This is a genomic window from Streptomyces sp. NBC_00385, from assembly GCF_035917155.1.
GTDB classification, from domain to species: domain Bacteria; phylum Actinomycetota; class Actinomycetes; order Streptomycetales; family Streptomycetaceae; genus Streptomyces; species Streptomyces poriferorum.
In genome coordinates, this window is record NZ_CP107951.1 from 1,651,547 (window position 1) to 1,674,640 (window position 23,094).

General features: G+C 69.1%; 18 protein-coding genes and 3 pseudogenes. 14 read left to right on the forward strand and 7 right to left on the reverse strand.

What is annotated here, in order from left to right:
- Positions 1 to 149 precede the first annotated feature (149 nt).
- From OG959_RS07190 to OG959_RS07210, 5 genes are all read left to right on the forward strand, one after another.
- The gene (locus OG959_RS07190) at positions 150 to 1,124 is read left to right on the forward strand and encodes a glycoside hydrolase family 11 protein (RefSeq protein ID WP_442805552.1); all 975 of its coding nucleotides are present in this window, start codon (positions 150 to 152) and stop codon (positions 1,122 to 1,124) included.
- A gap of 87 nt (positions 1,125 to 1,211) precedes the next feature.
- Complete coding sequence (locus OG959_RS07195; protein WP_326657341.1) at positions 1,212 to 2,198, forward strand: polysaccharide deacetylase family protein; 987 nt, start codon at positions 1,212 to 1,214, stop codon at positions 2,196 to 2,198.
- A 130-nt stretch (positions 2,199 to 2,328) separates the two neighbouring features.
- Complete coding sequence (locus OG959_RS07200; protein ID WP_326657342.1) at positions 2,329 to 3,735, forward strand: SWIM zinc finger family protein; 1,407 nt, start codon at positions 2,329 to 2,331, stop codon at positions 3,733 to 3,735.
- Entirely contained in the window at positions 3,732 to 6,359 is a 2,628-nt protein-coding gene (locus tag OG959_RS07205) for a DUF7824 domain-containing protein (protein WP_326657344.1), read from the forward strand. Before OG959_RS07200 ends, OG959_RS07205 begins: the two co-directional genes overlap by 4 nt.
- A gap of 205 nt (positions 6,360 to 6,564) precedes the next feature.
- Positions 6,565 to 7,749: an MFS transporter gene (locus tag OG959_RS07210; RefSeq protein ID WP_326657345.1), complete on the forward strand. Its 1,185-nt coding sequence runs from the start codon at positions 6,565 to 6,567 to the stop codon at positions 7,747 to 7,749.
- A gap of 933 nt (positions 7,750 to 8,682) precedes the next feature.
- On the opposite strand, the pseudogene OG959_RS07215 reads toward OG959_RS07210, so the two are convergent.
- The 4 genes and pseudogenes from OG959_RS07215 to OG959_RS07230 form a co-directional block, all read right to left on the reverse strand.
- A pseudogene (locus OG959_RS07215) lies at positions 8,683 to 9,639 on the reverse strand (chitinase); the annotation flags it as partial.
- Between the two features lie 153 nt (positions 9,640 to 9,792).
- Positions 9,793 to 10,722 (reverse strand): annotated as a pseudogene (locus OG959_RS07220) (carbohydrate binding domain-containing protein); the annotation flags it as partial.
- A 121-nt stretch (positions 10,723 to 10,843) separates the two neighbouring features.
- Positions 10,844 to 11,551, reverse strand: a complete 708-nt coding sequence (locus tag OG959_RS07225) for an LmeA family phospholipid-binding protein (protein ID WP_326657347.1) — start codon at positions 11,549 to 11,551, stop codon at positions 10,844 to 10,846.
- Positions 11,552 to 11,645: 94 nt separating this feature from the next.
- The gene (locus tag OG959_RS07230) at positions 11,646 to 11,906 is read right to left on the reverse strand and encodes a hypothetical protein (RefSeq protein WP_326657348.1); all 261 of its coding nucleotides are present in this window, start codon (positions 11,904 to 11,906) and stop codon (positions 11,646 to 11,648) included.
- A gap of 768 nt (positions 11,907 to 12,674) precedes the next feature.
- Between OG959_RS07230 and OG959_RS07235 the strand changes: the two genes are divergently transcribed.
- The 9 genes and pseudogenes from OG959_RS07235 to OG959_RS38645 form a co-directional block, all read left to right on the forward strand.
- Positions 12,675 to 12,872, forward strand: coding sequence for a cypemycin family RiPP (locus OG959_RS07235; protein ID WP_219567374.1), 198 nt, complete (start codon positions 12,675 to 12,677; stop codon positions 12,870 to 12,872).
- Between the two features lie 272 nt (positions 12,873 to 13,144).
- Positions 13,145 to 14,743: an alpha/beta fold hydrolase gene (locus OG959_RS07240; RefSeq protein WP_326657350.1), complete on the forward strand. Its 1,599-nt coding sequence runs from the start codon at positions 13,145 to 13,147 to the stop codon at positions 14,741 to 14,743.
- Positions 14,733 to 15,299: a hypothetical protein gene (locus OG959_RS07245; protein WP_219567372.1), complete on the forward strand. Its 567-nt coding sequence runs from the start codon at positions 14,733 to 14,735 to the stop codon at positions 15,297 to 15,299. Before OG959_RS07240 ends, OG959_RS07245 begins: the two co-directional genes overlap by 11 nt.
- Positions 15,296 to 15,868: a CypD family RiPP peptide-cysteine decarboxylase gene (locus tag OG959_RS07250; RefSeq protein WP_326657352.1), complete on the forward strand. Its 573-nt coding sequence runs from the start codon at positions 15,296 to 15,298 to the stop codon at positions 15,866 to 15,868. The genes OG959_RS07245 and OG959_RS07250 overlap by 4 nt, the downstream gene beginning before the upstream one ends.
- Entirely contained in the window at positions 15,861 to 16,598 is a 738-nt protein-coding gene (locus OG959_RS07255) for a class I SAM-dependent methyltransferase (protein ID WP_326657353.1), read from the forward strand. The genes OG959_RS07250 and OG959_RS07255 overlap by 8 nt, the downstream gene beginning before the upstream one ends.
- Entirely contained in the window at positions 16,595 to 17,227 is a 633-nt protein-coding gene (locus tag OG959_RS07260; protein ID WP_219567369.1) for an ABC transporter ATP-binding protein, read from the forward strand. Before OG959_RS07255 ends, OG959_RS07260 begins: the two co-directional genes overlap by 4 nt.
- Positions 17,224 to 18,771, forward strand: coding sequence for a hypothetical protein (locus OG959_RS07265; protein ID WP_326657354.1), 1,548 nt, complete (start codon positions 17,224 to 17,226; stop codon positions 18,769 to 18,771). The genes OG959_RS07260 and OG959_RS07265 overlap by 4 nt, the downstream gene beginning before the upstream one ends.
- Before the next feature lie 663 nt (positions 18,772 to 19,434).
- On the forward strand, positions 19,435 to 19,962 hold the full coding sequence (locus OG959_RS38640) for a tyrosine-type recombinase/integrase (RefSeq protein ID WP_371930293.1): 528 nt from the start codon (positions 19,435 to 19,437) through the stop codon (positions 19,960 to 19,962).
- A gap of 12 nt (positions 19,963 to 19,974) precedes the next feature.
- Positions 19,975 to 20,136, forward strand: a pseudogene (locus OG959_RS38645) (transposase family protein); the annotation flags it as partial.
- A 73-nt stretch (positions 20,137 to 20,209) separates the two neighbouring features.
- On the opposite strand, the gene OG959_RS07275 reads toward OG959_RS38645, so the two are convergent.
- The 3 genes from OG959_RS07275 to OG959_RS07285 all read right to left on the reverse strand — a co-directional run bounded on the left by OG959_RS07275 (position 20,210) and on the right by OG959_RS07285 (position 22,871).
- Positions 20,210 to 20,548, reverse strand: a complete 339-nt coding sequence (locus OG959_RS07275; protein ID WP_306072023.1) for a hypothetical protein — start codon at positions 20,546 to 20,548, stop codon at positions 20,210 to 20,212.
- Positions 20,549 to 20,735: 187 nt separating this feature from the next.
- The gene (locus OG959_RS07280; RefSeq protein WP_326657356.1) at positions 20,736 to 21,635 is read right to left on the reverse strand and encodes an RNA polymerase sigma-70 factor; all 900 of its coding nucleotides are present in this window, start codon (positions 21,633 to 21,635) and stop codon (positions 20,736 to 20,738) included.
- Between the two features lie 33 nt (positions 21,636 to 21,668).
- Positions 21,669 to 22,871: an NAD(P)/FAD-dependent oxidoreductase gene (locus tag OG959_RS07285; RefSeq protein WP_306072021.1), complete on the reverse strand. Its 1,203-nt coding sequence runs from the start codon at positions 22,869 to 22,871 to the stop codon at positions 21,669 to 21,671.
- Positions 22,872 to 23,094 lie beyond the last annotated feature (223 nt).

Sequence of the window (23,094 nt, forward strand, 5' to 3'; positions counted from 1 at the left end):
TGCCGCGTGAGCCCAACCACGCGTCGGAGCAACTGTGTTGGCGATTCCGGCAGAACCCGTCCGGCATCACTCCTACGTGACAGCCCCTGGAGGAAACCGACATGAGCGCACCCGTGCCATCACCCCGCAGACGCAGACCCGGACGCTTCATGACCCTGCTGAGAAGCTCCTGGGCGATCGCCCTGGCCGCGGTCGCCGTGCTGCTGCTGCCCAGCGCCGCCAGCGCCGACACCGTCATCAACTCGAACCAGACGGGCACCAACAATGGTTACTACTACTCGCACTGGAGCGATGGCGGCGGCTCGGTGTCGATGACGCTGGGCTCGGGCGGCAACTACGGCTACCAGTGGAGCAACGTCGGCAACTTCGTCGGCGGCAAGGGGTGGAGCACCGGCGGACGCAAGTCCGTGAACTACTCCGGCAGTTTCAACCCGTCGGGCAACGCCTACCTCGCACTCTACGGCTGGACCACCAACCCGCTGGTCGAGTACTACGTCGTCGAGAACTTCGGCACGTACCGTCCCACCGGCACCTTCAAGGGCACGGTCACCAGCGACGGAGGCACCTACGACATCTACGAGACGACCCGGGTGAACCAGCCCTCGATCGAGGGCACCAAGACCTTCAAGCAGTACTGGAGCGTCCGCCAGTCGAAGCGGACGGGGGGCACCATCACCACGGGCAACCACTTCGACGCGTGGTCGAGCCACGGCATGAGCATGGGCTCCTTCAACTACATGATCATGGCGACCGAGGGCTACCAGAGCAGCGGCAGCTCCAACATCACGGTCAGCGAGGGCGGTTCCGGCGGCGGAACGGGCGGTGGCGGAACGGGCGGCGGCACCGGCGGCGGCTCCGGCGGCTGCACCGCGACGCTCTCCGCGGGAGACAAGTGGAGCGATCGCTACAACCTGAACGTCTCCGTCTCCGGCTCCGCCAACTGGACCGTCACCATGAAGGTCCCCTCGCCCGAGAAGGTGCTGTCCACCTGGAACGTGAGCACGAGCTACCCGGACAGCCAGACCCTCGTGGCCAAGTCCAACGGCAGCGGCAACAACTGGGGAGCGACCATCCAGACCAACGGCTCCTGGACCTGGCCCACGGTCACCTGCAGCGCCGGCTGACCCACCGCGTCAGCGGTGACCCTCACCTTCACCACGCGTCCGGCCGCGCTTTCGGTATGGCCGGGCCTCTGCCACCTGGAGGACCTCATGCATCTCCTTCCCCGCCGTCATCCGGCCGCCCTGGCCGCCGGACTCGCTCTCGCCGCGACGGCCTCCCTGGGCCTGACCGCCACGGCCGCCGCTCCCGCGACGGCCGCCGCCTGCAACGGCTATGTGGGCCTGACCTTCGACGACGGCCCCTCCAACGACCACACCCCCGCCCTGCTCAACGCTCTCAAGCAGAACGGCCTGCGGGCCACCATGTTCAACGAGGGGCAGTACGCCGCCTCCGCCCCGGGCCAGGTGCAGGCCGAGATCAATGCCGGCATGTGGGTCGGCAACCACAGCTACACACACCCGCACCTCATCCAGCAGAGCCAGGCCGCGATCGACTCGGAGGTCTCCCGGACCCAGCAGGCCATCGCCAACGCGGGCGGAGGCACGCCGAAGCTGTTCCGGCCGCCGTACGGCGAGACCAACTCCACCCTCAAGGCCGTCGAGGCCAAGTACGGACTGACGGAGGTGATCTGGGACGTCGACTCGCAGGACTGGAACGGTGCCAGTACGGACGCGATCGTGCAGGCCGTGGGACGACTCACCAACGGTCAGGTCATCCTGATGCACGAGTGGCCGGCCAACACCCTCGCCGCGATCCCGCGCATCGCTCAGTCGCTCGCGTCCCGTGGCCTCTGCTCAGGCATGATCTCCCCGCAGACCGGACGGGCCGTCGCGCCCGACGGCAGCACCGGCGGAGGCGGGACCGGTGGAGGCGGCTGCACCGCGACGCTCTCCGCCGGGCAGCAGTGGAGCGACCGCTACAACCTCGGCGTCTCCGTCACGGGCGCCGGTAACTGGACCGTCACCATGAACGTACCGGCGCCCGAGAAGATCCTCTCCACCTGGAACGTCAGCACCGCCTACCCCAGCGCCCAGGTCCTGACCGCGAAGCCCAACGGCAGCGGAAACACCTGGGGGGTGACGATTCAGACCAACGGATCCTGGAACTGGCCGACGGTCTCGTGCACCACGGGCTGACGGCCTGCCACACCACGACCGGGTGCCTTCCACGGCTGGGCGTCACCGGTTCAGGCGTCCGCTCGCGATCTCTGTGAGCGGCGGCTCCCCTCGCTCAGCGTTGTCAGTGGCTCCGTCTAGCGTCTTCGACATGACAAGAAGTGCACACACCTTCGCCTATGCGCGCGCCTCCTCGCTGACCGTCGCCGAGACGGGTCAGGTGCTCGGTCTGGAGACGGCGGGAGGGCTCACCCCGGCCGGGGCCGATGCCCACCCGCAGTTCTTCGCCGGGTTCCTGAGCGCGCCTCAGGCGGCCTCGCGAGCACTTCTCGCCGTCGCGGACGTGGCCGCGGCCCGTTACCACCGGCGCGCTCTGCGCGCATCGCTCGATCCGGTGGTGACGGGCAACGGCGACCGGCTCCGGTTCGAGTCCTTCTCCGGGTGCTGCGGTGTGTACGCCCGGCTTGATGTGCTCCCCGACGGGCTGTGCGGCGCCGACACCGGCCACGGCACCACCAACGTCGATGTCAACAACCCGCTGCGCGAGGCGTTGTCCCGGCTGAGCGGAGACGATCCACTGCACCTGCGGGTCGGCCCCGACGAGATGGCGGTGACCACACTCGACGGGCCGGTCGTCGAGAAGAAGGTTCCGCTGCCGGAGCGCTGGCTGCGCGGCTTCGCCGAATCCCAGGCCGTCACCGCCGGCTTCGATCTGCGGGGGGAGCTGACCGCCGCCGAGACGACGCGCTTCCTCCGTTCCCTCCCGCGCACCGCGACGGGTGCCGGCGCCGTGACCGGCCCGCTGTGGGTGGTCGCCGCAGGTCGCACGCTGCGCCCCACCACCCGCCCGGTACCCGGCGCCGTCTGTCTGCCCGGCCCCGAGCGTCTCGCCGCACTCCAGCGGGTGCTGCGGCACGCCACCGGCCTGCGCGTGTACGGCCCCGCGCCGGACGGTGCCCACCCCACCGCCTCCGCCTGGGAGGTCGGGCTGCCGGGAATGCGGCTCACGCTGACCCTCTCCCCGGAGCCCGACCGCGGGTTCTCCGGTGAGGGCGGGGTGCTGGAGGCCCTCGCCGGCGACGCGGCGGCCCAGGACGCCGATCTGGTCTCCGTCCTGCTCGCCTGGGAGCCACGCATCGATCCCGCCGACCTCGCCGAGCAGTCCGGGCTCACCGTGGACCGTGTACGGGCCGCTCTCGTCCGCCTCGGTACGGCCGGCCGAGTCGGCTATGACATCGCCGAGGCCGCCTACTTCCACCGTGAACTCCCCTACGACGCCCGGCAGGCAGAACGGCACAACCCTCGGCTGGTCGCCGCCCGCACCCTGCTGGAGGCGGGCGCGGTCACCCTGGAGCGTCCCGGCACCGCCGTCGTGGTCTCCGGTGAACGCCGTTACCAGGTACGCGGGTCGGGCGGCGCATTGAGCTGCACCTGCCAGTGGTGGGCGGACTACCGGGGCCGCCGCGGCCCCTGCAAGCACGCGCTCGCCACCCGGATGGCCTCGAGAGCAGCCGACACCTCCACCGGTACAGCCACCACCACGGGAGCCACACGTTGAACGCCATCGACGACGTCCTCGAAGCCGTACGGGCGGGCCGCACCGCCCAACTGCCGGGTCTCCTCGAACCACTGGAACCCGCGCAGCGCCGCGTTCTGCTCACCGGCCTGAAGGAACTGCGCCGCACGCTGCGTTCCTCCCGCTCGGAGCACTGGGAGGACCGGAACCTGATGAACCCGGCCCTGGTGGTCGCCGGAGCCGGCTGCAACTCAGGCGCCGCGGCGGCGGCCGCCTGGATCGGAGCCGCCGATCTGCGCCGTTGGACGCAGCTGCCGCCGGCCTCGACGCTGCTTGACGTACTGGCCGGCCGGGACCCGAAGTGGCTGGGCGACCTCGCCCACCGGCTGGCCGCCCGGTCCGCCACCGCCGAGGCGGACTACCCACTGATCCGCGAACTGGTGCGGCTCGCGGGCTGCCCCATGCCCACCACCGACGGCTGCGTCGAGGGCTGGTCGGCGGCCATGGCGTCAGCCCGGGCCCCGCTCGTGTTCGCCCTGCGCAAGGACCCGCACCTCGCCACGCTCGTCCCGTGCCTCTTCACGACCGCCGAACCGGTCCGTTCCTTCGCCTGGAACCTGGAGCCGGGCCACACCCACCACTGGCCGACCGCACTCGCCACCCTGGCCGACGAGGGCCACGTGGAGCGCACCGCGCTGTTGGACGGGTGCGTCGCCAGGCTGTTGCGGGGCGGCAGGGCCGCCCAACTTCGGCCGTATCAGGCGATCCTGACAGCTCTCCTCCCGACCGGGGAGGAAGAGCGGGAGCGGGCCGCCGACTGGATCGCGCTGGCCGCCGACGCCCCGTCCGCCGTGGCCGGGAGCGCCCAGCAAACCCTCGCCCGGCTCGCGGCATCGGGCCTCCTGACCCCCCGCATGCTCGCCGAGATGTCGGGCGCCGTCCTCTTCCGCCCCGAGAAGAAGCTGGTCCGAGCCCAACTCGTCCTGATCGGCAAGGAACTCGCCCGTCGTCCTGCCGCCGCCCCCGAGATACTGCCGGAGCTGGCCGAGGCCTTCGGGCACGCGGACACCGACATCCAGGAGCGGGCGCTGAAGCTGGCGGCCGCGCACCTCACCGACGATCCCGAGCTGCGCGCCGGACTCGCCGACCGCGCCCGGCTGCTGAGCCCGGCCCACCGGGCCCGGGCGGTGGAGCTCTTCGGGCCGGACGCCGCTCCCGACGAGGAGACGTGCCCCTACCGGGAGATCCTGCCGCCGGCCCCGGTCCCGGTCGCGCTCGCCCCGGCTCCGGAGACGGTCGCCGAGGCCGTCGAGCTCGTCGCGGCCATCGTCCACGCCCGCATCTCCACCGTCGAGGAGTTCGAACGCGCTCTGGACGGACTGGTCCGGCACGCCCACCAGGACCGGGCGGCCCTCGCCGAGGCGCTGCGGTCCGCCCTCGCAGGACGCTGGTGGCTCGATCCCGCGCAATCCCACTACTACACCCATGAGCTGCCCGGCCTGGAACACGTGGCCGCTGCCGTGCTGGACATGCCGCCGACCGCCGAACCGCAACCGGCCCTGGTGACGTGGCGCTCCGACTGTTCCCACCCCGCACTGCGCGCCGTCACCCACGCGCGTGTGAAAGAGGCCGCGCTGCGCATCGCTTCCCGTCCGCTGCCGTTCCTGCTCGCCACGCCCACCACGGAATCCGGCGCCCTGGACCCCCGCGCGCTGATCGCGCGACTGGCCGAGTACGACCGCCTGGGCGAGGACCCGGCCCCGGCGGACTTCGCCCAGGCGCTGCTCCGGGTCCGGCGCGACGCCACCGTCGTGCCGCTGGCCGCCGCCCTCGGTACGCCCGCGGGTGACCGGCTGGCCTCCTGGCTCGGCGCCGCCGGGCAGCCGGTGCCCGTCACCCGGCGTACGGCTGGAGCCGAGCGGTACGCCTACGGTGGTGGGACCCCCGCGCGGCTCGTGATGGACACCGGCGAACGCACCGCTGTCATGAGCGGTTTCCCGGACGCGTTCCGCGAACTGGCGGGCGCCCGCCAGGCAACGGACCTGTGCTGGGACGGAGGCGAGGAGACTTCGCTGATCGCCGTCCTGCCCGAGGACCGCGAGACCCTGGCCGCCTGGTGGCTGCCGCTCGTCACGGCCGCCGCCGTCCACGAAGCGCGCGCAGGGGCCACCGCGCTCCCTCTGCTGGCAGCGGCCGGTGGACCTGCCGGCCCGGCCCTGCACCTCGCGGTCGCCACCGGCCTCGGTGCCCGGCACCCCGAGGACCGGCTGCGGGCCGTGGACGCGCTCCTCACCCTGGCCGCTCGGGACGACCTGAACGCCGTTCGCCTCGGCGGCGACCTGGCCGAGCTGATCGGCCTGGGCACGGTCAAGCCCGGCCGGCTCGCCGACTCGCTGCGCACCGCCGCGGCGACGGGCGCCTGTGCGACGACCTGGGCCGTGCTGGCAGACGTGCTTCCGGCGCTCCTCACCGGCACGGTCGATCCGCGCGGCGCAGGAGATCTCCTGGCGACGGCCGCCGACTGCGTGGAGCAGTGCGGAGCCGATTCACCGGAACCGGCCGGGCTCGCCGCGACAGCGAGCCGCGGCGGCAAGTCCCGCCTGGTGACCCAGGCAGCGCGGCTGCGCGACGCCCTCCGCCGGAATGAGAAGGATGCGGCTGCCTGAGGCTGAACACCCCTCACGGAAGGCGCCCCCGTGGCGCGGCGCAGGCTTCGTCCCGTACGCGACGCCCCAAGCACCCGGAGGAGGAACCGCGTTGCCGCGCGCCCGGCTGCGCCGGGGTCCGCACACGGCCGGGGCCCATTAGGGTCGGCCTTCGGCCACCGCGTGCGCGGCGGGGGAACGAGAGCTCGGCCCAGGAGAGGTATTCGTGAACATCGTTGTGCAACGCGGTGCGATCGCCGCGGTGCAGGTGCTCGGCCTCGCCGTGTGGTTCTCCATGTCGGCGGTGGTTCCCAGCCTCCGGACCGACTGGGGACTCACTGCCGGGGGCGCGGTATGGCTGACGGCGTCGGTACAGATCGGTTTCGTCGTCGGCGCCGTGGCCTCGGCCGCCCTCAACCTGGCCGACCGCATCCCGCCGCAGCGTCTGCTCGCCGCCAGTGCGGCGGCAGCCGCCGTCTGCACGGTGGTCCTGGCTCTCGTCGCCGACCAGCTGGCCGTCGCCATCCCGCTGCGTTTCCTGACGGGGATGTTCCTGGCCGGGGTCTATCCCACCGGAATGAAGCTGATGGTCTCCTGGTCCGGCAGTGCCGGACGAGGCAGGACGATGGGCGTCCTCATCGCCGCCCTCACCCTTGGCTCCGCGCTTCCTCATCTGATCGCCGGAGTGGGGTCACTGCGCTGGCGTGACGTCCTGCTCGCCGCCGCAGCGGCCGGGTTCGCGGGTTCCGTCATCGCGCTGCTCCTCGTCCGGCCCGGCCCCTTCGCGGCGAAGTCCGCTCCTGCCCGCAATCCCCGGTATGCGCTGTCCATGTTCACCGAGCGCGGCCCACGGCTGGCCAACCTCGGCTACTTCGGGCACATGTGGGAGCTCTATGCGCTGTGGACGTGGATCCCGTCCTTCCTGCTGGCGACGCCTGCCGCGAAGGACCTTCCGGGTTCGGTGGAGATCACCGTGTTCCTCACCATGGGACTCGGCGGGGTCGCCGGCTGCCTGCTCGGCGGCTGGGGCGCGGACCGCTTCGGCCGCCCGCCCGCCGCCATGGCGGCTCTTCTTCTCAGTGGTCTGTGCTGCCTGGCCTCCCCCTTCTTCTTCCCCTCCTCCTCACTGCTTCTGTTCGCCTTCTGCATGCTGTGGGGCGCGGCCGTGATCGCGGACTCGGGGGTGTTCTCGACCTCACTGAGCGAGGTCGCCGACCACCGCTACATCGGAACGGCCCTCACCGCCCAGACCGCCATCGGATTCGCGCTGACGGTCATCACCATCCAGCTCACCCCGCTGCTGGCCGAGGCCGTCGGCTGGCGTTACGCCTTCCTGCTCCTGGCACCGGGGCCGCTGGCGGGCGCCCTCGCCATGCGGGCGTTCGGCAGAAACTCGAGCGGGAAGCCCTGATCGCTCCACCGGACCGGGGAAGGCAGCCGTCTGCCGGCTTGCCCCGGCGATCACCAGACGAGGGCTGTCCGGTCACGAACCACGAGCGGTGCTCCCGCGAGCCCGCGCTGGGAGGTGGGAGGAGCCCCGGCCTCCGAACGGCCGGAGTCCCTCGAGGCGGTGGTGACGGCTGTCAGCGGCCTCTGCCTCGACGCCGTCGGCAACGGCACCGCCAACGAAACCCTGATGCGGCCACCGCCACACCGCTGGAGGTCGGCGCCATCGTCCTGATGTACTCGGACGGCCTCACCGGACGCCGGCCTGCCGACCCTGACCAGGACACACGGCGCTTCCTCGAAGCAACGGAACGCTGCTTCGAGGAAGCACCCCCCGGCCCCGGCCATACCGGGCTCCAGGAGCACATCGAACGGCTCGTGGCCCGGACGGCCCGCACCGCACCGACGACGCGAACCTGCTGGCGCCGCGCCGGATCGGCACGTGACGCGGGTCAGCGCACGCGTGGGCCGGACCTCGCCGCCGGCGGCTGTGAGACGTCACGGTCGGCTGCCCGGCAGTCCTGTGACCGGACCTCCGCCCGGCCGGCAGATCCCTCTTCGTTCATGAGACACCGCCCGCGGACGAGGAACTCTCCGCGTGGAGGCTGTGGGTCACGAACACGTTCCTCCCGGACCTCCAGGCCATGCGCGATCTCGTCATCAGACACACAGATCTTCTGAAGGAGCCTGAGATGCCGCCGATCCTGACCGCATGCAGCGACGTCCTGTCATTGCCCGGAGCGGAGCGACGCTCGGCGGTCAGGAACGACAGTTCCGCGGAATCACAGGACACGTCGAGCCCCACCCCCGCGAGTAATGCCGGGCTCACGGGGCGTGGCGCGCACCACACCCCTCTCCCTGAAACAGCCCTGATCCACCCTGATCCGAACGGAAGACCCTAGCGGTTCTGCAGGGACTTGACGTTGACACCGAAGGACCAGCCCTTCGAGCCGTCCCAGTTGAGGGACCACGTCATAAGGCCCTTGAGCGAGCCGTTGAACGTGTTCCACGCCTGGCTGACCTGGCCGGGCGCCATGTAGCCGCCACCCGCGCCGGGCTGAGCCGGCAGGCCGGGCACCTGCTTGTCGTAGGGCACCTTGATCGTGGTGCCCTGGATGGTCAGGCCGTTGTTGAGGCAGGTGGTCTGAGCGGCGAAGCCCTCCACGGTGCCGGCCTGGTACGAGTCGCCCGAGCAGCCGTACATACTGCCGTTGTAGTACTGCATGTTGAGCCACCACAGCCTGCCGTTGTCCACGTACTTCTTCACGATCGGCAGGTACGACCCCCATATGGACCCGTAGGTGACACTGCCGCCGGTGACGTACGCGGTCTCGGGCGCCATCGTCAGGCCGAAGCCCGCCGGCATCCTGGCAAGCACGCCGTCGATGATGCGGATCAGGTTGGACTGGGAGGCGGACAGCGTGTTGATGTCCCCGCTGCCGGACAGACCGGTCTCGATGTCGATGTCGATCCCGTCGAAGTTGTACTTCTTGAGGATCGGTACGACCGTCTCCACGAAGCGGTCGGCGACCTTGCTCGACGACAGGTCGATGCCCGCGGCCGCGCCGCCGATGGACATCAGGATCGTGGCGCCGTTCGCCTTGGCCTCACACATCTCCACCGGCGTCGACACCTTCACGCCCACGTCCATGCCGTCCTCCCACAGGACGGTTCCGTCCGAGAGGATCACCGGGAAGGCGGCGTTGATGACGTTGTAGCCGTGCTGGGCGATCCGGCTGTCGGTGATGGGGACCCAGCCCATGCCGGGGTGGACGCCGTTCGAGGCGCCGTCCCAGTTCTCCCAGTATCCCTGCAGCACCTTGCCGGTCGGCTTGGGCTTCGTGGCACAGGTGTCGTCGCCGGGCGGGTCGGTGGGCGGGTCGGTGGGCGGCGGCGTGGTGGGCGGCGGGGTGGTCGGCGGATCGGTGGGCGGGGGCGTCGTGCCACCGGGGCCGGTGAGCGACACGTCGTCCGCGAAGTACGCGGGCGTCCCGTACCAGCCGTGCAGGTAGACCGTCACCGATGTGGTGTTCGCGCCGGTGGTGAAGTCGACGCTGAGCTCGCTGTACGACGAGGAGTTGGGCGTCCAGGTCTGCGGCTCGCCGGCGGCACCGGTGCCGCTGGCGCCGAGGTAGACGTAACTGCCCTGGACGAAGGCGCTCAGCTTGTACGTCGAATTGGGCTGCACGCTGACCGTCTGGGTGCACTGGGCGTTGCCCTGGCCGGACGGCGTGGCCTTCAGCGCGGACGAACCGGAGTGCGCCGGGCTGCCGGTGACCGCGCCGGAACCGTTGGCGCAGGACCATCCGGAAAGACCGCTCTCGAAACCTGAGTTGGTCACCAGGTTGGTGGCGGCGGCGCCGGCCGCGCCGGAACCGACCAGGGTGACGCAGGCACCGATGACGGCGGCGGCGCTCACCCCGGCGATCGTACGAGTCAGGACGGTCGAGCTGCGCCGAGTCCGGACGGCGGTCGAATGCCCGTCATCCGCCCCGGGCAGATTACGAATCCTCCAACGGAACATGCTGTGCTCCATTCTCGCCACGTGCCGCCGTGGGCATGAGCGTGCGTGAGGGGGCGTGGCCGCACGGCGCCGGATGAACTGGAGAGATGCAGTGCGGCGATCGACGGGATCGTAGAAGGGGCGACCGGGCCCGTCAATAGGTCTGGACCAAAGGCGAACGACTGCCGGGGCGCGCACTTGCCGGAACCCGACAGACCGGGCACCGCCTGGCGAATCGCTTGAACGCGAGCCCGGTCCAGCGTGAGGGTGCGGCCTGTCCGGCAGCACGACATGCCGGCCGGACGGGTGAGGGCCGGACAACTCCACCTGTCCAGATGCACGTCGCATTGGCGCATCCATGACATACCCGTGATGACTTCCATCACCTCTCACAAGAAGCCCTGATGCTGCAGAAGTTGGCGGTGGTCGGAGCATCCCTGGTCATGACCCTGGGGGCGATGTCGCCGACATCTCTCACTCTTGGGCCGCAAGGTCGTTGGCAGTCTTCATGGCGGTCGCGCTGTCGCAGTTCCGCCGGATCACCCTCGGCCGACGCTCAGTAGCGGGACGAGCCGAGGTTGACCTGATGTCCGACGATGCTCATCTCCACCCCGTCCTCGTCGGCGCGGGCCGCGGTGAAGCCGGCGCCACTCGGAAGGCCGACCGTCCACACCATGTTGGCCCTCTCGACACCAGGAAGGTTCAGGGTGAGTTCGTCGCCCTGCGCGAGAAGCGTCCCGATGCCGTTCACGGCCTTCCCGCCGACCGTGCCCGAGATCCTGACGCGTGCCGCTTGGCCGCTCGATCCGGAGGCTTGCGAGACCGTGAGCGGGCCACCATCGCCTGCCAGCCGGGTCACGGCCCCGGACAGTTCCTTATAGGAAAGGGTCAGGGTGCCGGTGGCAAGATTCGCTTCGGCTCTGCGCCCGGACAGCGAGGTCACCGTCACGTCGTTCAAATCGAGGTGGAGGCGTTCGATGTGCAGATAACCACCCCGCGCGTTGGTCGTGTTGGAGACGTAGAACCTGCCCGCGTCCAGCGTGACGTGATGAAGGGTGCCGCCGGCTACCTGAGTCAGGAACGGAAAGCCCTTGATGGCCAGGTCCAGATGACCGTCAGTGGTGTTCCCGTATCCGTACTTCTCCTTCGCGAGCTGAGCGACCTCCTTGTCGGCATAGTGCACCGCCACCCGGTCGACCAAGGTGAAGAGCACAGCGACTACGACCACCGCGATGGCCAGGACCTTCACCCATCTACGACTCACGACACATCCCTCATACGCTCAAGCATTCGATTTCGGCGTCGTGATCATGCGCCGTGCGCCGCGTGCCGAACGGATGCTTTGCGAAGGGATTGCCTCACCGAACGAGATCCGTGACCTGGGTCACGACGGGAGGCGCTGTCATCTCACTCAGCGGCCACGCGCCCTCGCCCACGCCAGTGCCGAGTTCCGGAATCCGGCTGCCGGGTCGGGCAGCCACGAGCACCGCCAACAGACTGCCGGCGCGTTCCTCGCAGGACATGTGGACGCCGTTGTCGCAGAAATCCGGCGCACCTGGGCAGACGAGACCACCCACGCCGTTCATGGATCGCTGGTCCTGCGCGCCGAGTGCTTCCACGGAGCCGACCCTGACGATGTCCCATGCCCGACCGGAGTGACGCAGGGGTTGGGGCCGCACAGTGGGCGGCTTCGTGTTCGGCGGGGGTGATGATTCCGAGTTCGCCGTGCAGACGTGGCTGGTTGATCCAGTCGATGCCGTCCAGTAATCGTTCCGAACGAAGGTCCGGGATACGGAAGCGACCGGTCTGCTCATGGTCGACAGCGACCAGATCGGCAGTTGCACGCGGGGCCCGTGGGCGCCGTCGGTCTCGCCACCCGCGTAGTCACGCCAGGCCCCGGCTCCCGGCCGTTGCTCGCGTCGCGCCTGCGGCTCTCCGGCCGCCGGATTCCTCCCCCGCGGTCCAGGCCCACATAAGACTCGGACAAGAAGTGAGCGCTTCCCTTGGCAGTGTCGGCGCGGGAGCGGGTGTCCGGTACCGGTTCCGCTTATGGTTCCGCTTCCCGTTCCGGTTACGGCGGTGCGCAGTTCGTCGGTGCGTCGTTCAGCGAGCCCGTCCGCAGAGAATCCGGACGGCAACTTGTCTTCTTTGGGGATGGCTTGCGGCTTGTAACCCTGATACGCGTGGGACAGATGCGGTGTTGACGGTTCTTGACCGCCCTTTTACGCTGGGTGCGCAATGTTGATCACCAGTTTTGCGGGATTTTGTAAACCAGGTGGCTGACGTTGTGCATAGCGCGTTCAAATCAGAGCTGGCGAGGGGAGATGGGCACGTTGGGATCGCCACGCCCTGTTCGCTCAGCATAGGTTTCGAGGAAGGACAGCGAAATGCGACTCGATTCGATTGCAACGCAGGAGAAGGCCGCAGCGGCACTGCCGGAGTCGATGGCGACCCAGGACTTCGCCAACAGTGCTCTCGTCGGTGCGGTTCCGGGTTTCCACTCGGACCCCGAGACCCCCGCGATGGCCACCCCCGTCGTGGCCCAGTTCGTCATCCAGGGAAGCACCATCTGCCTCATTTGCTGATGGTGGACTGACTCGCGTGTCGGAGGAGCCGGCCCTGTGGCCGCTCCCCCGGCACGCGCGCCCAACTTGCGCGTAGGAACGTTCGAGTTCGCAACGGAAAGTTGAAGAGCTTCGTGAGATTTCGACGGGGGATACGGCGCGCTGCGAGCGCGACCGCTACCCAAAGGGCTGCCGATCGCGTCCTATTACCGATCGCGGTCGGGCAGATTCTCGCTTCCGCGGAGACCCTGAGCCTCAAGCACGTTTTCGACGACGACGGATATCTCCGAGGCGTGTCGGCTCAGAACTATCCTCCTGGTAGCCTGCGGCACCGCCTCGGCAGCGCGCTCGACCACCCACGTACGCCCAAGGTGCTCGCCGGGCTGACGCTCGCGGCGTCCACCGGGCTGGCGTTGGGGCGCGGCAACCGCAAGGTCCAGATCGTGGCGTCAGCGGTCATCGGCGCGTGCAACCGGCTGAGCGAGGTCCGCACTCCGTACGGTCGGGACGGCGCCGACCAGATGACGGCGGTCATCACGCAGTACCGCGCGCTCACTGCGCTGATACCCGACCAGAAGGTGTCCGACGACTTCTTCCTGCGGGCGGTGAACTTCCAGGCGGCGCTCAGCTACGCGGTCTCGGGAATCTCCAAGGCTTTCGGCAGCAGTTGGGTACAGGGTTACGCGCTGCCGGAGGTCTTGGAGACCGAGGCCTACGGCCGCGGGCCGGCCGCGCAGATCCTGCGACGCTATCCGAGGTTCTGCAGAGCGATGACCGTCGGCACGATCGTGTGGGAGGGGTCGTTCCCGCTGATCTACCTGTTGCCGCGCAGGCAGGCTTCTCACGCGCTCTCCGCGGTCAAGGCGTTCCACATCGGTGTCGCGGCCACCATGGAGCTGCCGCGGTTCGTCTGGGGATTCTTCGGTTCCCACGGAGCGGTCGGTCATGTGCTGGACACCCGGGGCCAGCCGCGAACGTTCGAGAAGGCCGTGTTGGGGACAGCCGGCGGCGTGGCCCTCGCCAGTGCGCTGATAGCCCGTGAGAAGCGGAAGATCGCCAAACAGCGCCGGCTCGGCCCCAAGGGCGTCACGCAGCTCGACGGCGAGATCGGCGCCATCGAGTACGTCGTGAACCATCCACCGGAAGGGCCGGACCAGAACAAGCCCGTCGTAGTGATGGAGTGCGGGCTCGGCCAGTCCCTCGAATCGTGGGAGTGGGTGGCGGAGAGCCTGGGCCAGGACCACACGGTCGTCCGTTACCACCGGGCCGGTTACGGCCTCACGAAGTCCCGCGCCTCCAGCGGCGACATCCTCGACGCCATCCTCGGAGAAGTCGGGGCGAAGGGCGAGATCGTGGTGGTGACCCACTCGATCGGCTCCCTGAGTGCCGCCTCCTACGTCCAGGATCCCCGTTTCGCCCACCGGATCGGCAAGCTGGTCGTCGTCGACGGCACCGACCCGGAGCTGCTCGACGCGGACCGGTCCGATCGGCGGAGGTTCGGCAAGTTCATCCAGGTCCAGGTTCACTCGCTCTTCGCCGCGGTGACCGGCATCTACGTATGGGCGCCGAACGGGGTGGAGCGCCAGGCGGGCTACACGCCCGACACCCAGTACAGCCACGTGCAGTTCGTGTTCGCGCCGCGGAACATCGTCAACTCGATCAGCGAGTACGCGAAGGTGAGCACCGAGGGCGCCCTGGACAGCCTGGGTGCGGTCCCGTCGGTCCTGGTGGTCTCGTCGGGCGAGAACGCCGAGCAGCAGCAGACGTTCGCCAAGAAGATCGGGGCCGGCATCGAGGTCGTTCCGGGATCGGCGCACAGGTCGATCATCGGGTACAGAAATCACGCCGCGAAGGTCGAAGGCGCCATCCGAAGGTTCATACATGCTGAGTAACCGGATTCGTGGTGCAGCGGGCGTGCTGGCCGCAGGGGCGGTCGCGGCGCACCTGGTCTCGACCGTTCTGCAGAACACCCCCGACTCGTACAACCAGGATCTACGCCAGTTCACCGGGGGCTGGCCCATCCCGGGTTGGCGGTTCTTCGCCCCGAACCCGGGTGTGCAGAACGTCCACCTGCTGGTGCGCGACGCCAGGGCGGGCGACGCTCAGCCGAGCCCTTGGCGCGACGTGACCCCGAAGGTCCCGCACGGGTGGACGCAGGTCATCTGGAATCCCGCGAGCCGGGGCCCCAAGGCCCTGTTCGACGCCATGCAGCAGCTCTCCGTAATGAGCATGAACCAAGCAGGCTTCTCGTGGGCCACGCAGAGCGTGCCGTACCAGTTGGTGTTCTCGGCCAGCCGGGCATCGGCGGCGGACGATGCGCAGGCTCTGCAGTTCCTCCTCATGAACGTTTTCCCCAGCGCACCGCCGGAAAGTCGCATGAAACCGATTCTCACTTCCGAGTGGATCCCGCTCGACTCCGCGTCCGAACACAAGGAAACCGCTGGATGAACGTCGAGCAGTTCGAGGGTGCCGAGTTGCATCTTCATGTGACGGGATCCATCAGTGCCGCACTGGTGCCCTGGTGGATTCACTGGCTGCGTCAGATGAATCCCGACGTGGTCGTGAATGTCTCCGTATCTCGGTCCGCCACGCAGTTCGTGACGGTCCGGGCATTGCGGCATCTGGCCAACGGCCAGGTGTGGGCGGATTCATGGGAGGATCCGAGCCTGCCGCCCGAGGTCAATTCCGGGCAGAGTGGCGCCGCCGAGTGCTTCATCGTGTTCCCGGCGACCTTGGACACTCTTATGCGCCTGGCCCAGGGGCGGGCGGATTCGCCCGCTCTGATGATGCTGCAGGTGACGGACCGCCCCATCGTGATCGCCGACACGATCCCCGGATCCAACGAGATCGTGGAGAGCAACCTGAAGACTCTGCTGCTCCGTCCGAATGTCGAATTCGCACCACGGGTGACCGGTGTGCGCGCCAGCAATCGCGCGGCTGCCGAGGTGGGATTCAATCTGCCCGGCGCCATCGTCGTTGCCAATGAGATGGTGAAGAAGGGCTCTTTCCATGAGTGAACCGACCGTTTACGACGCGGCGGCCATTGACGCCTACAACCTGATCTCGTCGATGCTCTCCCCGGGAGCCGGACTCGCGGCATGGGTGTCGTCGCACCGCCCGTTGGCCGGGCGGACCGTTCTGGACCTGGGCGCCGGAACCGGCGTCTCGTCCTTCGCGCTCGCCGACGCCGGTGCGCAGGTCGTGGCCGTCGACGCCTCACGTCCCTCGCTGGACCTGCTGGAGAGCAGGCGTGGTGAGCGCAAGATCGACACGGTCGAAGCGGATTTCCGGGGCCTTCAGCTCGATTCCGCTTTCGACGTCGTCACCATGTCCAAGAACACGTTCTTCCTGGCACAGAGCCACGACGAGAAGATCGAGCTGCTCCGTGCCATCGGGCGGCACCTCAAGCCGGGAGGTGCCGCCTTCCTCGACTGCACCGACCCCGTCGAGTACCTCCGTGCGGACGGGACCGCCCACACCGTCACCTACCCCCTGGGCCGTGACCGGATGGTGACGATCACTCAGAACGCCGACCGGGCAACCCAGGCCATCATGAGCATCTTCATGGTCCAGGGCGCCTCGACCCTCACCTCGTTCCACGAGATGGCCACCTGGGCGTCGCTGCCGGAGATCCGGCTCCTGGCACGGATCGCCGGCTTGGAGGTGACGGCCGTCGACGGATCGTACGCGGGTGACCCATACACTGCACGCTCACGGGAGATGCTTGTGGTTCTGGAGGCGAAGTGACCGCTGTTCCCATCCTCGCTGCCGAGGGTGCCACGGTCACCATGGGCGACGTCACCCTGCTGGAGCCGACCTCGTTCGCGGTGCTGCCGGGCGAGGTCTGGTGCCTCACCGGCGGCAACGGGTCGGGGAAGACGACGCTTCTGCGGGCCTTCCTGGGCAGCCGGAGTCTCACGGCCGGTTCGTGCTCGGTGCGGGGCGAACCCGCCGACATGGCCAAGCCGCAGCACCGGCGCCTCGTGGCTTCCTTGGTCGACGCGATCCCGTTCGCCCGTGACATGACGCTGCGCGAGCAGGTGACCCTGGTGGCCGCCTCCTGGTACGGCAACAGCGCGACAACCGCCGAAGCCGCCGAAGAGATCATCGAGCGACTGGGACTGTCCCCGCTGGGCGAGCGGTTTCCCCATCAGGTCTCTTCGGGCCAGTTGCAACTCTTCGGCATCGCGATGACGTTGGTGCGCCCCGCTGACGTGGTGCTGCTCGACGAGCCAGAGCGACACCTCGACAGCGACCGCGTCGAACTGGTGGCGGCCTTGCTCACGGAGCGGGCCGAGGAGGGCACGGCCTTTCTGGTCGCCACTCATGAGCCCGCCCTGGTGGAGGTGCGTGACGGCCGCGTGGAGCTGGGATGACGGTGGACACTCTCGCGGCACCCGGGTCCGACCCCACGGCCCGCGTCCGTGCCGTGCGGCAGCGTTACGCCCGACGCGGTGACCGCGGCACGGTGCGTGGGCACGCCTACAGCCTCTACCTCGTCGCCCTGTTCGCCGCGTTCTACCTGGTGCCGGTGGTCCACGCCCGGAGCACCTCGCCCGCATCGGTCGCCGTAGGGTCCCTCACGGAGGCGGCGCCCTGGGTCTGCGCGCTCGCGGTGGCGGTGTGCTGGGCGGCCCAGATCGCCGGGCGGTTCTGGGGGCCGATGGTGGTCCAGCCGTTCCTGCTGCACGTGTTCATGTCCACGGACATCTCCCCGACGCGCTACCTCGGCACGATCGCCCGGCGCAGACTGACGTACGTCGGTGCGACCGGACTGCTCTCGGCCTGCGTGGCGGCGTACCTCGCGACCGACCTCTTCGATCACCTCGATTCCGCGGTGCAGGGCCTCACGTCCGGGGTGGGACTCAGCGCCCTCGCGGCGTTCGCGTGGCTCTGGGGCCAGGTACGGCCGTTGCGCGACAATCTCCTGCTGGCTTCCGCCCTCGGCGGCACGGCGATTGTGGTCGGCGGGGTGAGCCGAGTGGCTCCGGACAGCGGAACGGGGCTGTGGCTCCTCGCCGGAGTGCTGGCGGCCACCGCGGCGGTCCTGGGACGGGCGGCCCTCCCGGCGATCCGCACCGTCGACCTCGCCCGGCTCGCCCGCGAGTCGGCCCGCGCCTCCCAGGCCCAGACATACGCCTGGACCGGGACACTCCATCACGCGCTGGATCTGTACCGGCCGGAGCCGTCCGGTCTCACCTCGGCCCTGATCCGTCCGGACGGGCGTCTTCGCGGATATCTGCCGCAGGGTGCGGTCCGAGCACTGCGGACACCCGGGCGCGCGGGCGCGGGCGCGGCACTCCTCCTGATCGGCTCCTCCGTGCTGACGCACGGGGCAGGCGGACGGGGGGACGGGCCGGCGTCGTGGCTGTGGGCGCTGGGAGCGCTGTGCGTGTACCTGGGATCGGGGTGGGTGGGCGAGACGTGGCGCGGACTGCGAGATGAGCTGACCCTGGCTCCGCTGTTCGGCGAACGGTGGGGTGGAACCCTTGCCCGCACGCTGACCTGGCCCGTCGTCGCGGTGACGACCGGTGCTTTCCTGGGGGGTGGCTTCGCCGTCGTCGTCCGGTGGGACCACCACAGCGGGCATCTGGGGGACACGGCCATTCTTGTCACCGGGTCGGTGGTCCTGGCGCTGGGCGCCAGGTTCCTGCGTGAGATGAAACTGGATCTTCCGCTGGAACTGCTCCTTCCCGTCATCACGCCGTTCGGCGACCTCTCCGGACTGCGTTTCGTTGCCTGGCAGTTCGACGGGTTCGTCGTCGTGTTGGTGGGCGTCGCCCTGATGGCCGCGCTTCCGTCCGCGGTCGGTGCGACGGCACTCGCTGTCTGTATGGCGGCCGGCTGCGTCTGGACAGGACTACGCCGCACGGGCTGGGCTCACAGGGGGCTCTTCTCCCGCCTCAGCCGGGTGCAGTAGCAGGCAGGGGCACCAAGGCGGGTCCGCCGGCCCTGGCATCGGGTGTCGAGCGGGGCCCGGGCGTACTCGTCGGAGAAGAGCCCGTCCCGGGCGACGTGGTCACGCAGCTCGTGCTCGGTAGCGGCGAGGGACGTGCCGGTACCGGCCCCAGTTGCCCTGGTAGTCCAGTGCGGGGTCGTGACCGGGAATGCCACCGAGCGCCAACGGGGCGCCACATATCACCTCGTGGAACGAGTGGTGCCCCGTCGGCATCGAGCGCTCGCTTCCCCGTCGGCAATTCCTCGGACGCGGTGCATGGTGACCGGTGGCGGCGCCGGGCGGCCGGGTGGCTCGCGGGAACCAGGTCAGAGCCCCTTTGCAGCAGGCTCCAGGATCGCCACGCACTCCACGTGATGCACCATCGGAAAGATGTGCGATGTGAGGCTGCCGAAGAATGCGCAGGTCAGGAGGGGTTTCTAGCCCCTAAATGTCGGGCGGCCAGGGCTGGAGCGTCAAACGAGCGTCACAGCCAAGCGCATTGGGTCGGGGCGTCAGGCTGACGGACCCTGCTGGCCGATGTCTCGCCCAGGCTCCGAAGTCCAAGGCTGCGCGCACCAAGGCTGCATCGCTGTCGCCTGCGTCCGCCGCTCTTTGCAGCACGACGCGAAGGTAAGGGCGGTCAGCATGACTGGTGAGGACCGTGGCGAGGGCGATGGCCGCCGTGGTGTCTCCGGCGTCGGCCGCCATGCGCCAATGTGTCGCCGCCTCGTCGGGTCGCCCCGTCTTGCTCAGTACGTCGCCGAGGTGCGGGAGAGCGTTGCGGTCCTCTTGCGCTGCGGCCTGTCTGAAGAGCGGCTCGGCTTCGCTGAGACGTTGTTGGTCAAACCGCCTCAGTGGTTCACGGCCGACCAGGCGCAGAGCATCCTCGACGGGCTCGCCCCCGCCCGGCGCACGATGTGCCTGCTCGGCTTCTATACCGGACTTCGTTGGGGCGAGCTCTCCGGCCTGCACCGCCACCGCATCGACGTGCACCACCCGCGCCTGTTCGTGGTGGAGGTCAATACCAAGAGCGGCAGCAAGGAGTACCCCAAGAGTTCCAGGAGCCGCCGGGAGGTCCCGCTTCCGCCCCACGTCCTGGAGGCTCTCGAACGACATAGCCACCAGCTCGACCACGACGCCGTGGTGTTCACGACCATGGCCAAGGGCCGATGACTCAAGCGGTGGCAGCGTCGCCACAACAGTACGCACGCCAAGATCCGCTGCCTCGGCGAGCAGGCCATGGCCACTCTGAAGGGCTGGCGCCTTCTGCGGAAGCTCCGATGCAGCACCAACCGCATCACCGCGATCGTCCAGGCCGTTCTTGTCCTTCACCACGCGTCAGCGTGAGGTTGGAGAAGGCTCAGTAGGCGTGCCGCATAAGGCCGCATTCGGGCGGGTCGGGGCGACGAGGGCATTGCAGCTATTTCCATACCACGGCCACGACCGCTGCGGCCGCCGTGAACGTCGCTACGGCGTAGAAGGTCCAGGTCTTCTTGTTGCGCATGCCAACCAGCGCTGTCATCGCCACGAGGACGTCCAGGGCCAGTTTCACGCCCATCTTGGCGTGAGGCACAGGCAAGTCCAGCGATATGCGGGTCCAGATCAGCCCGGCGCCCGTGACCAGTTGGACGACCGCGCTGGTCACCATGTAACTGCCAGTCACCGGGTCTTTGCCTCGCACCTGGTAGAAAATTCCGCCCAGGAGAGCGGCGAATCCGAAAAGGTGGAAGACGAGGAACGCGTAGCGAAGAGCTTCCATAAGAATGATCTTTCCATTGAGATAGAACGGACCGACGGTCTGCTTGCATGCAACTCGGCTGCGCGCGAGCCCCCTTGGCGGATAGGGGTCGGCACTCAGTCAGAAGGTGTGGTGCCGAGGCGCCTCCGGGCGACGAGGCCGCAGGAACGGTGCCTGATCCCCAAACGGCTGATCAGCCACCGCTCATTCATCGAAGGGTGAGCGGGGTCTCGGATGCGATGCGGGACAGCTTTTCAGGGTTGCGGACGACGTAGAGACCGGTGATGCGGCCGCCCTCTACGCGGGTCGCGATGATGGCGTCCAGCTCACCGTCCAGGTGGATCGCCAGCGCTGGGCTGCCGTTGACCGTGGTGTGGGCGAAGGCGACCGGGACCGTGTTCTTACCGAGACCGCCGACCAACAGACGAGCCACCTTGCCGGCGCCGGCGATCGGCCGCAGCGCAGCGTGCTTGACGCCGCCTCCGTCGCCCATGTAGACGACCTCGGGCGCGAGGACGTCGAGCAGGCCCTGCAGATCTCCGCCCTCCAGTGCCTGCAGGAACGACTCCAAAGCCGCCCGAGTCTGGCTCTGGGAGACCACCTTGCGCGGACGCCGGGCATCGACGTGCCGACGGGCCCGGTGCGCGATCTGACGCACAGCTGCCGGGGTCTTGTCGACCGCCGCCGCGATCTCGTCGTAGCCGACGTCGAAGACCTCCCGCAGCACGAAAACGGCTCGCTCGGTCGGCGACAGTGTTTCCAGGACCAGCATCACCGCCATCGAGACACTCTCGGCGAGTTCGACGTCCTGGGCCACGTCCGGCGTGGTCAGCAGCGGCTCCGGCAGCCACGGACCCACGTACGACTCCTTGCGCCGGGACATGGTGCGCAGCCGGTTGAGCGCCTGCCGCGTCGTGATCCGGACCAGGTACGCACGCTGGTCGCGCACCTGCTCAAGGTCGACCTCGACCCACCGCAACCAGGTCTCCTGCAGGACGTCCTCGGCATCGGCCGCCGAGCCGAGCATCTCGTACGCGACGGTGAAAAGCAGATTACGGTGCGCGACGAATGTCTCGGTCGCGCCGTCCATGACGTGATCATCACTCATGACCTGATCCTCTCCCTCCCGGTCCGCCCGCATCTAGGAAACCTGTTCGGCAACCGGCACTTCGGAGCGCATGGCCTCCAATGCCTCCCGGCGTCCGGAGCCTCCCTTCATGCGATGAAGGCTGTACCCACCGGGCTTGTGCGCCTCGTCAGCCAAGTGCTTCACGATGCCCTTGCACACGCCTTCCTTCATCTTCGCGCCGAGCCGACCGCCGATGTGGAACCAGACCGCGACATCGGACCTGTTGCCGAACTGGAAGATGCCGGTGGCCCGGCCCAGGCTGATGCACTGCGCTCCGAACGACTGGTTGAGGGGCTCGGGCTGTTCATCCGCCAACCGGCTGAGCACCGTGTCGGCGGCCCGCGCACCCAGCGGCATCGCCGTCTGGCAGCTCATCCGCAGCGGCAGACCCGACGGTGCCGCCGAGTCCCCGGCCGCGACGATGCGGTCGTCATCCACGCTCGTCAGCGTCTCGTCCGTGAGCAGGCGGCCCAGGGCATCGGTGCTCAGCGCACTGCGGGAGGCCAGGTCCGGCACGCCGAAGCCTGCGGTCCAGATGGTCACCGCGCTGGGCAGTTCCCGGCCGTCGGCAAGCCGCACCGCATCCCGTGTCACCGCCGTCACCCTCGCGGCGGCTCCTTCCACGATCTTCACCCCGAGCGCCGCCAGTCGCCCGGCCACCGACCGTCGACCCCTCCGGTGCAAGTACGGCCCGAGGACCCCACCGCAGACGAGGGTCACGCTGCGGCCCTGATCCGCCAGCTCGGCGGCGGTCTCGATGCCCGTCGGACCGGCTCCGACCACCGTCACCGCGGCCGACGCGGGCGCGGCCTCGAGGACCGGAAGCAGCCCCTGCGCCTCCTCCAGGCTCGCGAGCGGGTAGGCGAACTCGGCCGCCCCGCGCACCTGAGGGTCGGCGCTGCCACTGCCCACCGCGTAGACCAGGTAGTCGTAACCGACCACACCACCGCTCGCCAGCTCCACGCCGCGCCCCGCCGCATCGATCCGCGTCACGCTGTCGACGACCAACCGCACGCCCGCAGCCAAGACCTCCTGGTAGCCGACGACAGCGGCGTCGGTCCCGCCGACCAGTTGGTGCAGGCGGACCCGGTGGACGAAGGTCGGGCGCGGGTTGATCAGCGTCACGGTCACATCGTCGTGCCGCGTCAGGCGATTGGCCGCCATGACACCTGCGTACCCCCCGCCGATCACCACGACGTCGGTGTTCTCAAGCATGATGTCTCCCTCGTTTCGAGCGGTTCGAGCTCAAGACACCGCCCGCACGCCCCCTGTGACATCGTGTGACCCAGATCTCCATGCGTGTGCTCTGCCGGGCCGCCGACTGCGCCTTCCTCGACGACTCCCCAAGTGCCGTGCGCACACGGCCTTCTACAGAGTGCTGCTGCTGTCAGCGAAATGCCCCAGGCCACACACCGTGATGCGCGCCTGCTACAACTCA

Coding starts and splice junctions, on each gene's coding strand:
- OG959_RS07190 (WP_442805552.1), top strand. CDS start 150: ATGACCCTGCTGAGAAGCTCCTGGGCGATCGCCCTGGCCGCGGTCGCC.
- OG959_RS38640 (WP_371930293.1), top strand. CDS start 19,435: ATGACTGGTGAGGACCGTGGCGAGGGCGATGGCCGCCGTGGTGTCTCC.
- OG959_RS07265 (WP_326657354.1), top strand. CDS start 17,224: ATGACGGTGGACACTCTCGCGGCACCCGGGTCCGACCCCACGGCCCGC.
- OG959_RS07245 (WP_219567372.1), top strand. CDS start 14,733: ATGCTGAGTAACCGGATTCGTGGTGCAGCGGGCGTGCTGGCCGCAGGG.
- OG959_RS07200 (WP_326657342.1), top strand. CDS start 2,329: ATGACAAGAAGTGCACACACCTTCGCCTATGCGCGCGCCTCCTCGCTG.
- OG959_RS07250 (WP_326657352.1), top strand. CDS start 15,296: ATGAACGTCGAGCAGTTCGAGGGTGCCGAGTTGCATCTTCATGTGACG.
- OG959_RS07235 (WP_219567374.1), top strand. CDS start 12,675: ATGCGACTCGATTCGATTGCAACGCAGGAGAAGGCCGCAGCGGCACTG.
- OG959_RS07255 (WP_326657353.1), top strand. CDS start 15,861: ATGAGTGAACCGACCGTTTACGACGCGGCGGCCATTGACGCCTACAAC.
- OG959_RS07275 (WP_306072023.1), bottom strand. CDS start 20,548: ATGGAAGCTCTTCGCTACGCGTTCCTCGTCTTCCACCTTTTCGGATTC.
- OG959_RS07280 (WP_326657356.1), bottom strand. CDS start 21,635: ATGAGTGATGATCACGTCATGGACGGCGCGACCGAGACATTCGTCGCG.
- OG959_RS07195 (WP_326657341.1), top strand. CDS start 1,212: ATGCATCTCCTTCCCCGCCGTCATCCGGCCGCCCTGGCCGCCGGACTC.
- OG959_RS07285 (WP_306072021.1), bottom strand. CDS start 22,871: ATGCTTGAGAACACCGACGTCGTGGTGATCGGCGGGGGGTACGCAGGT.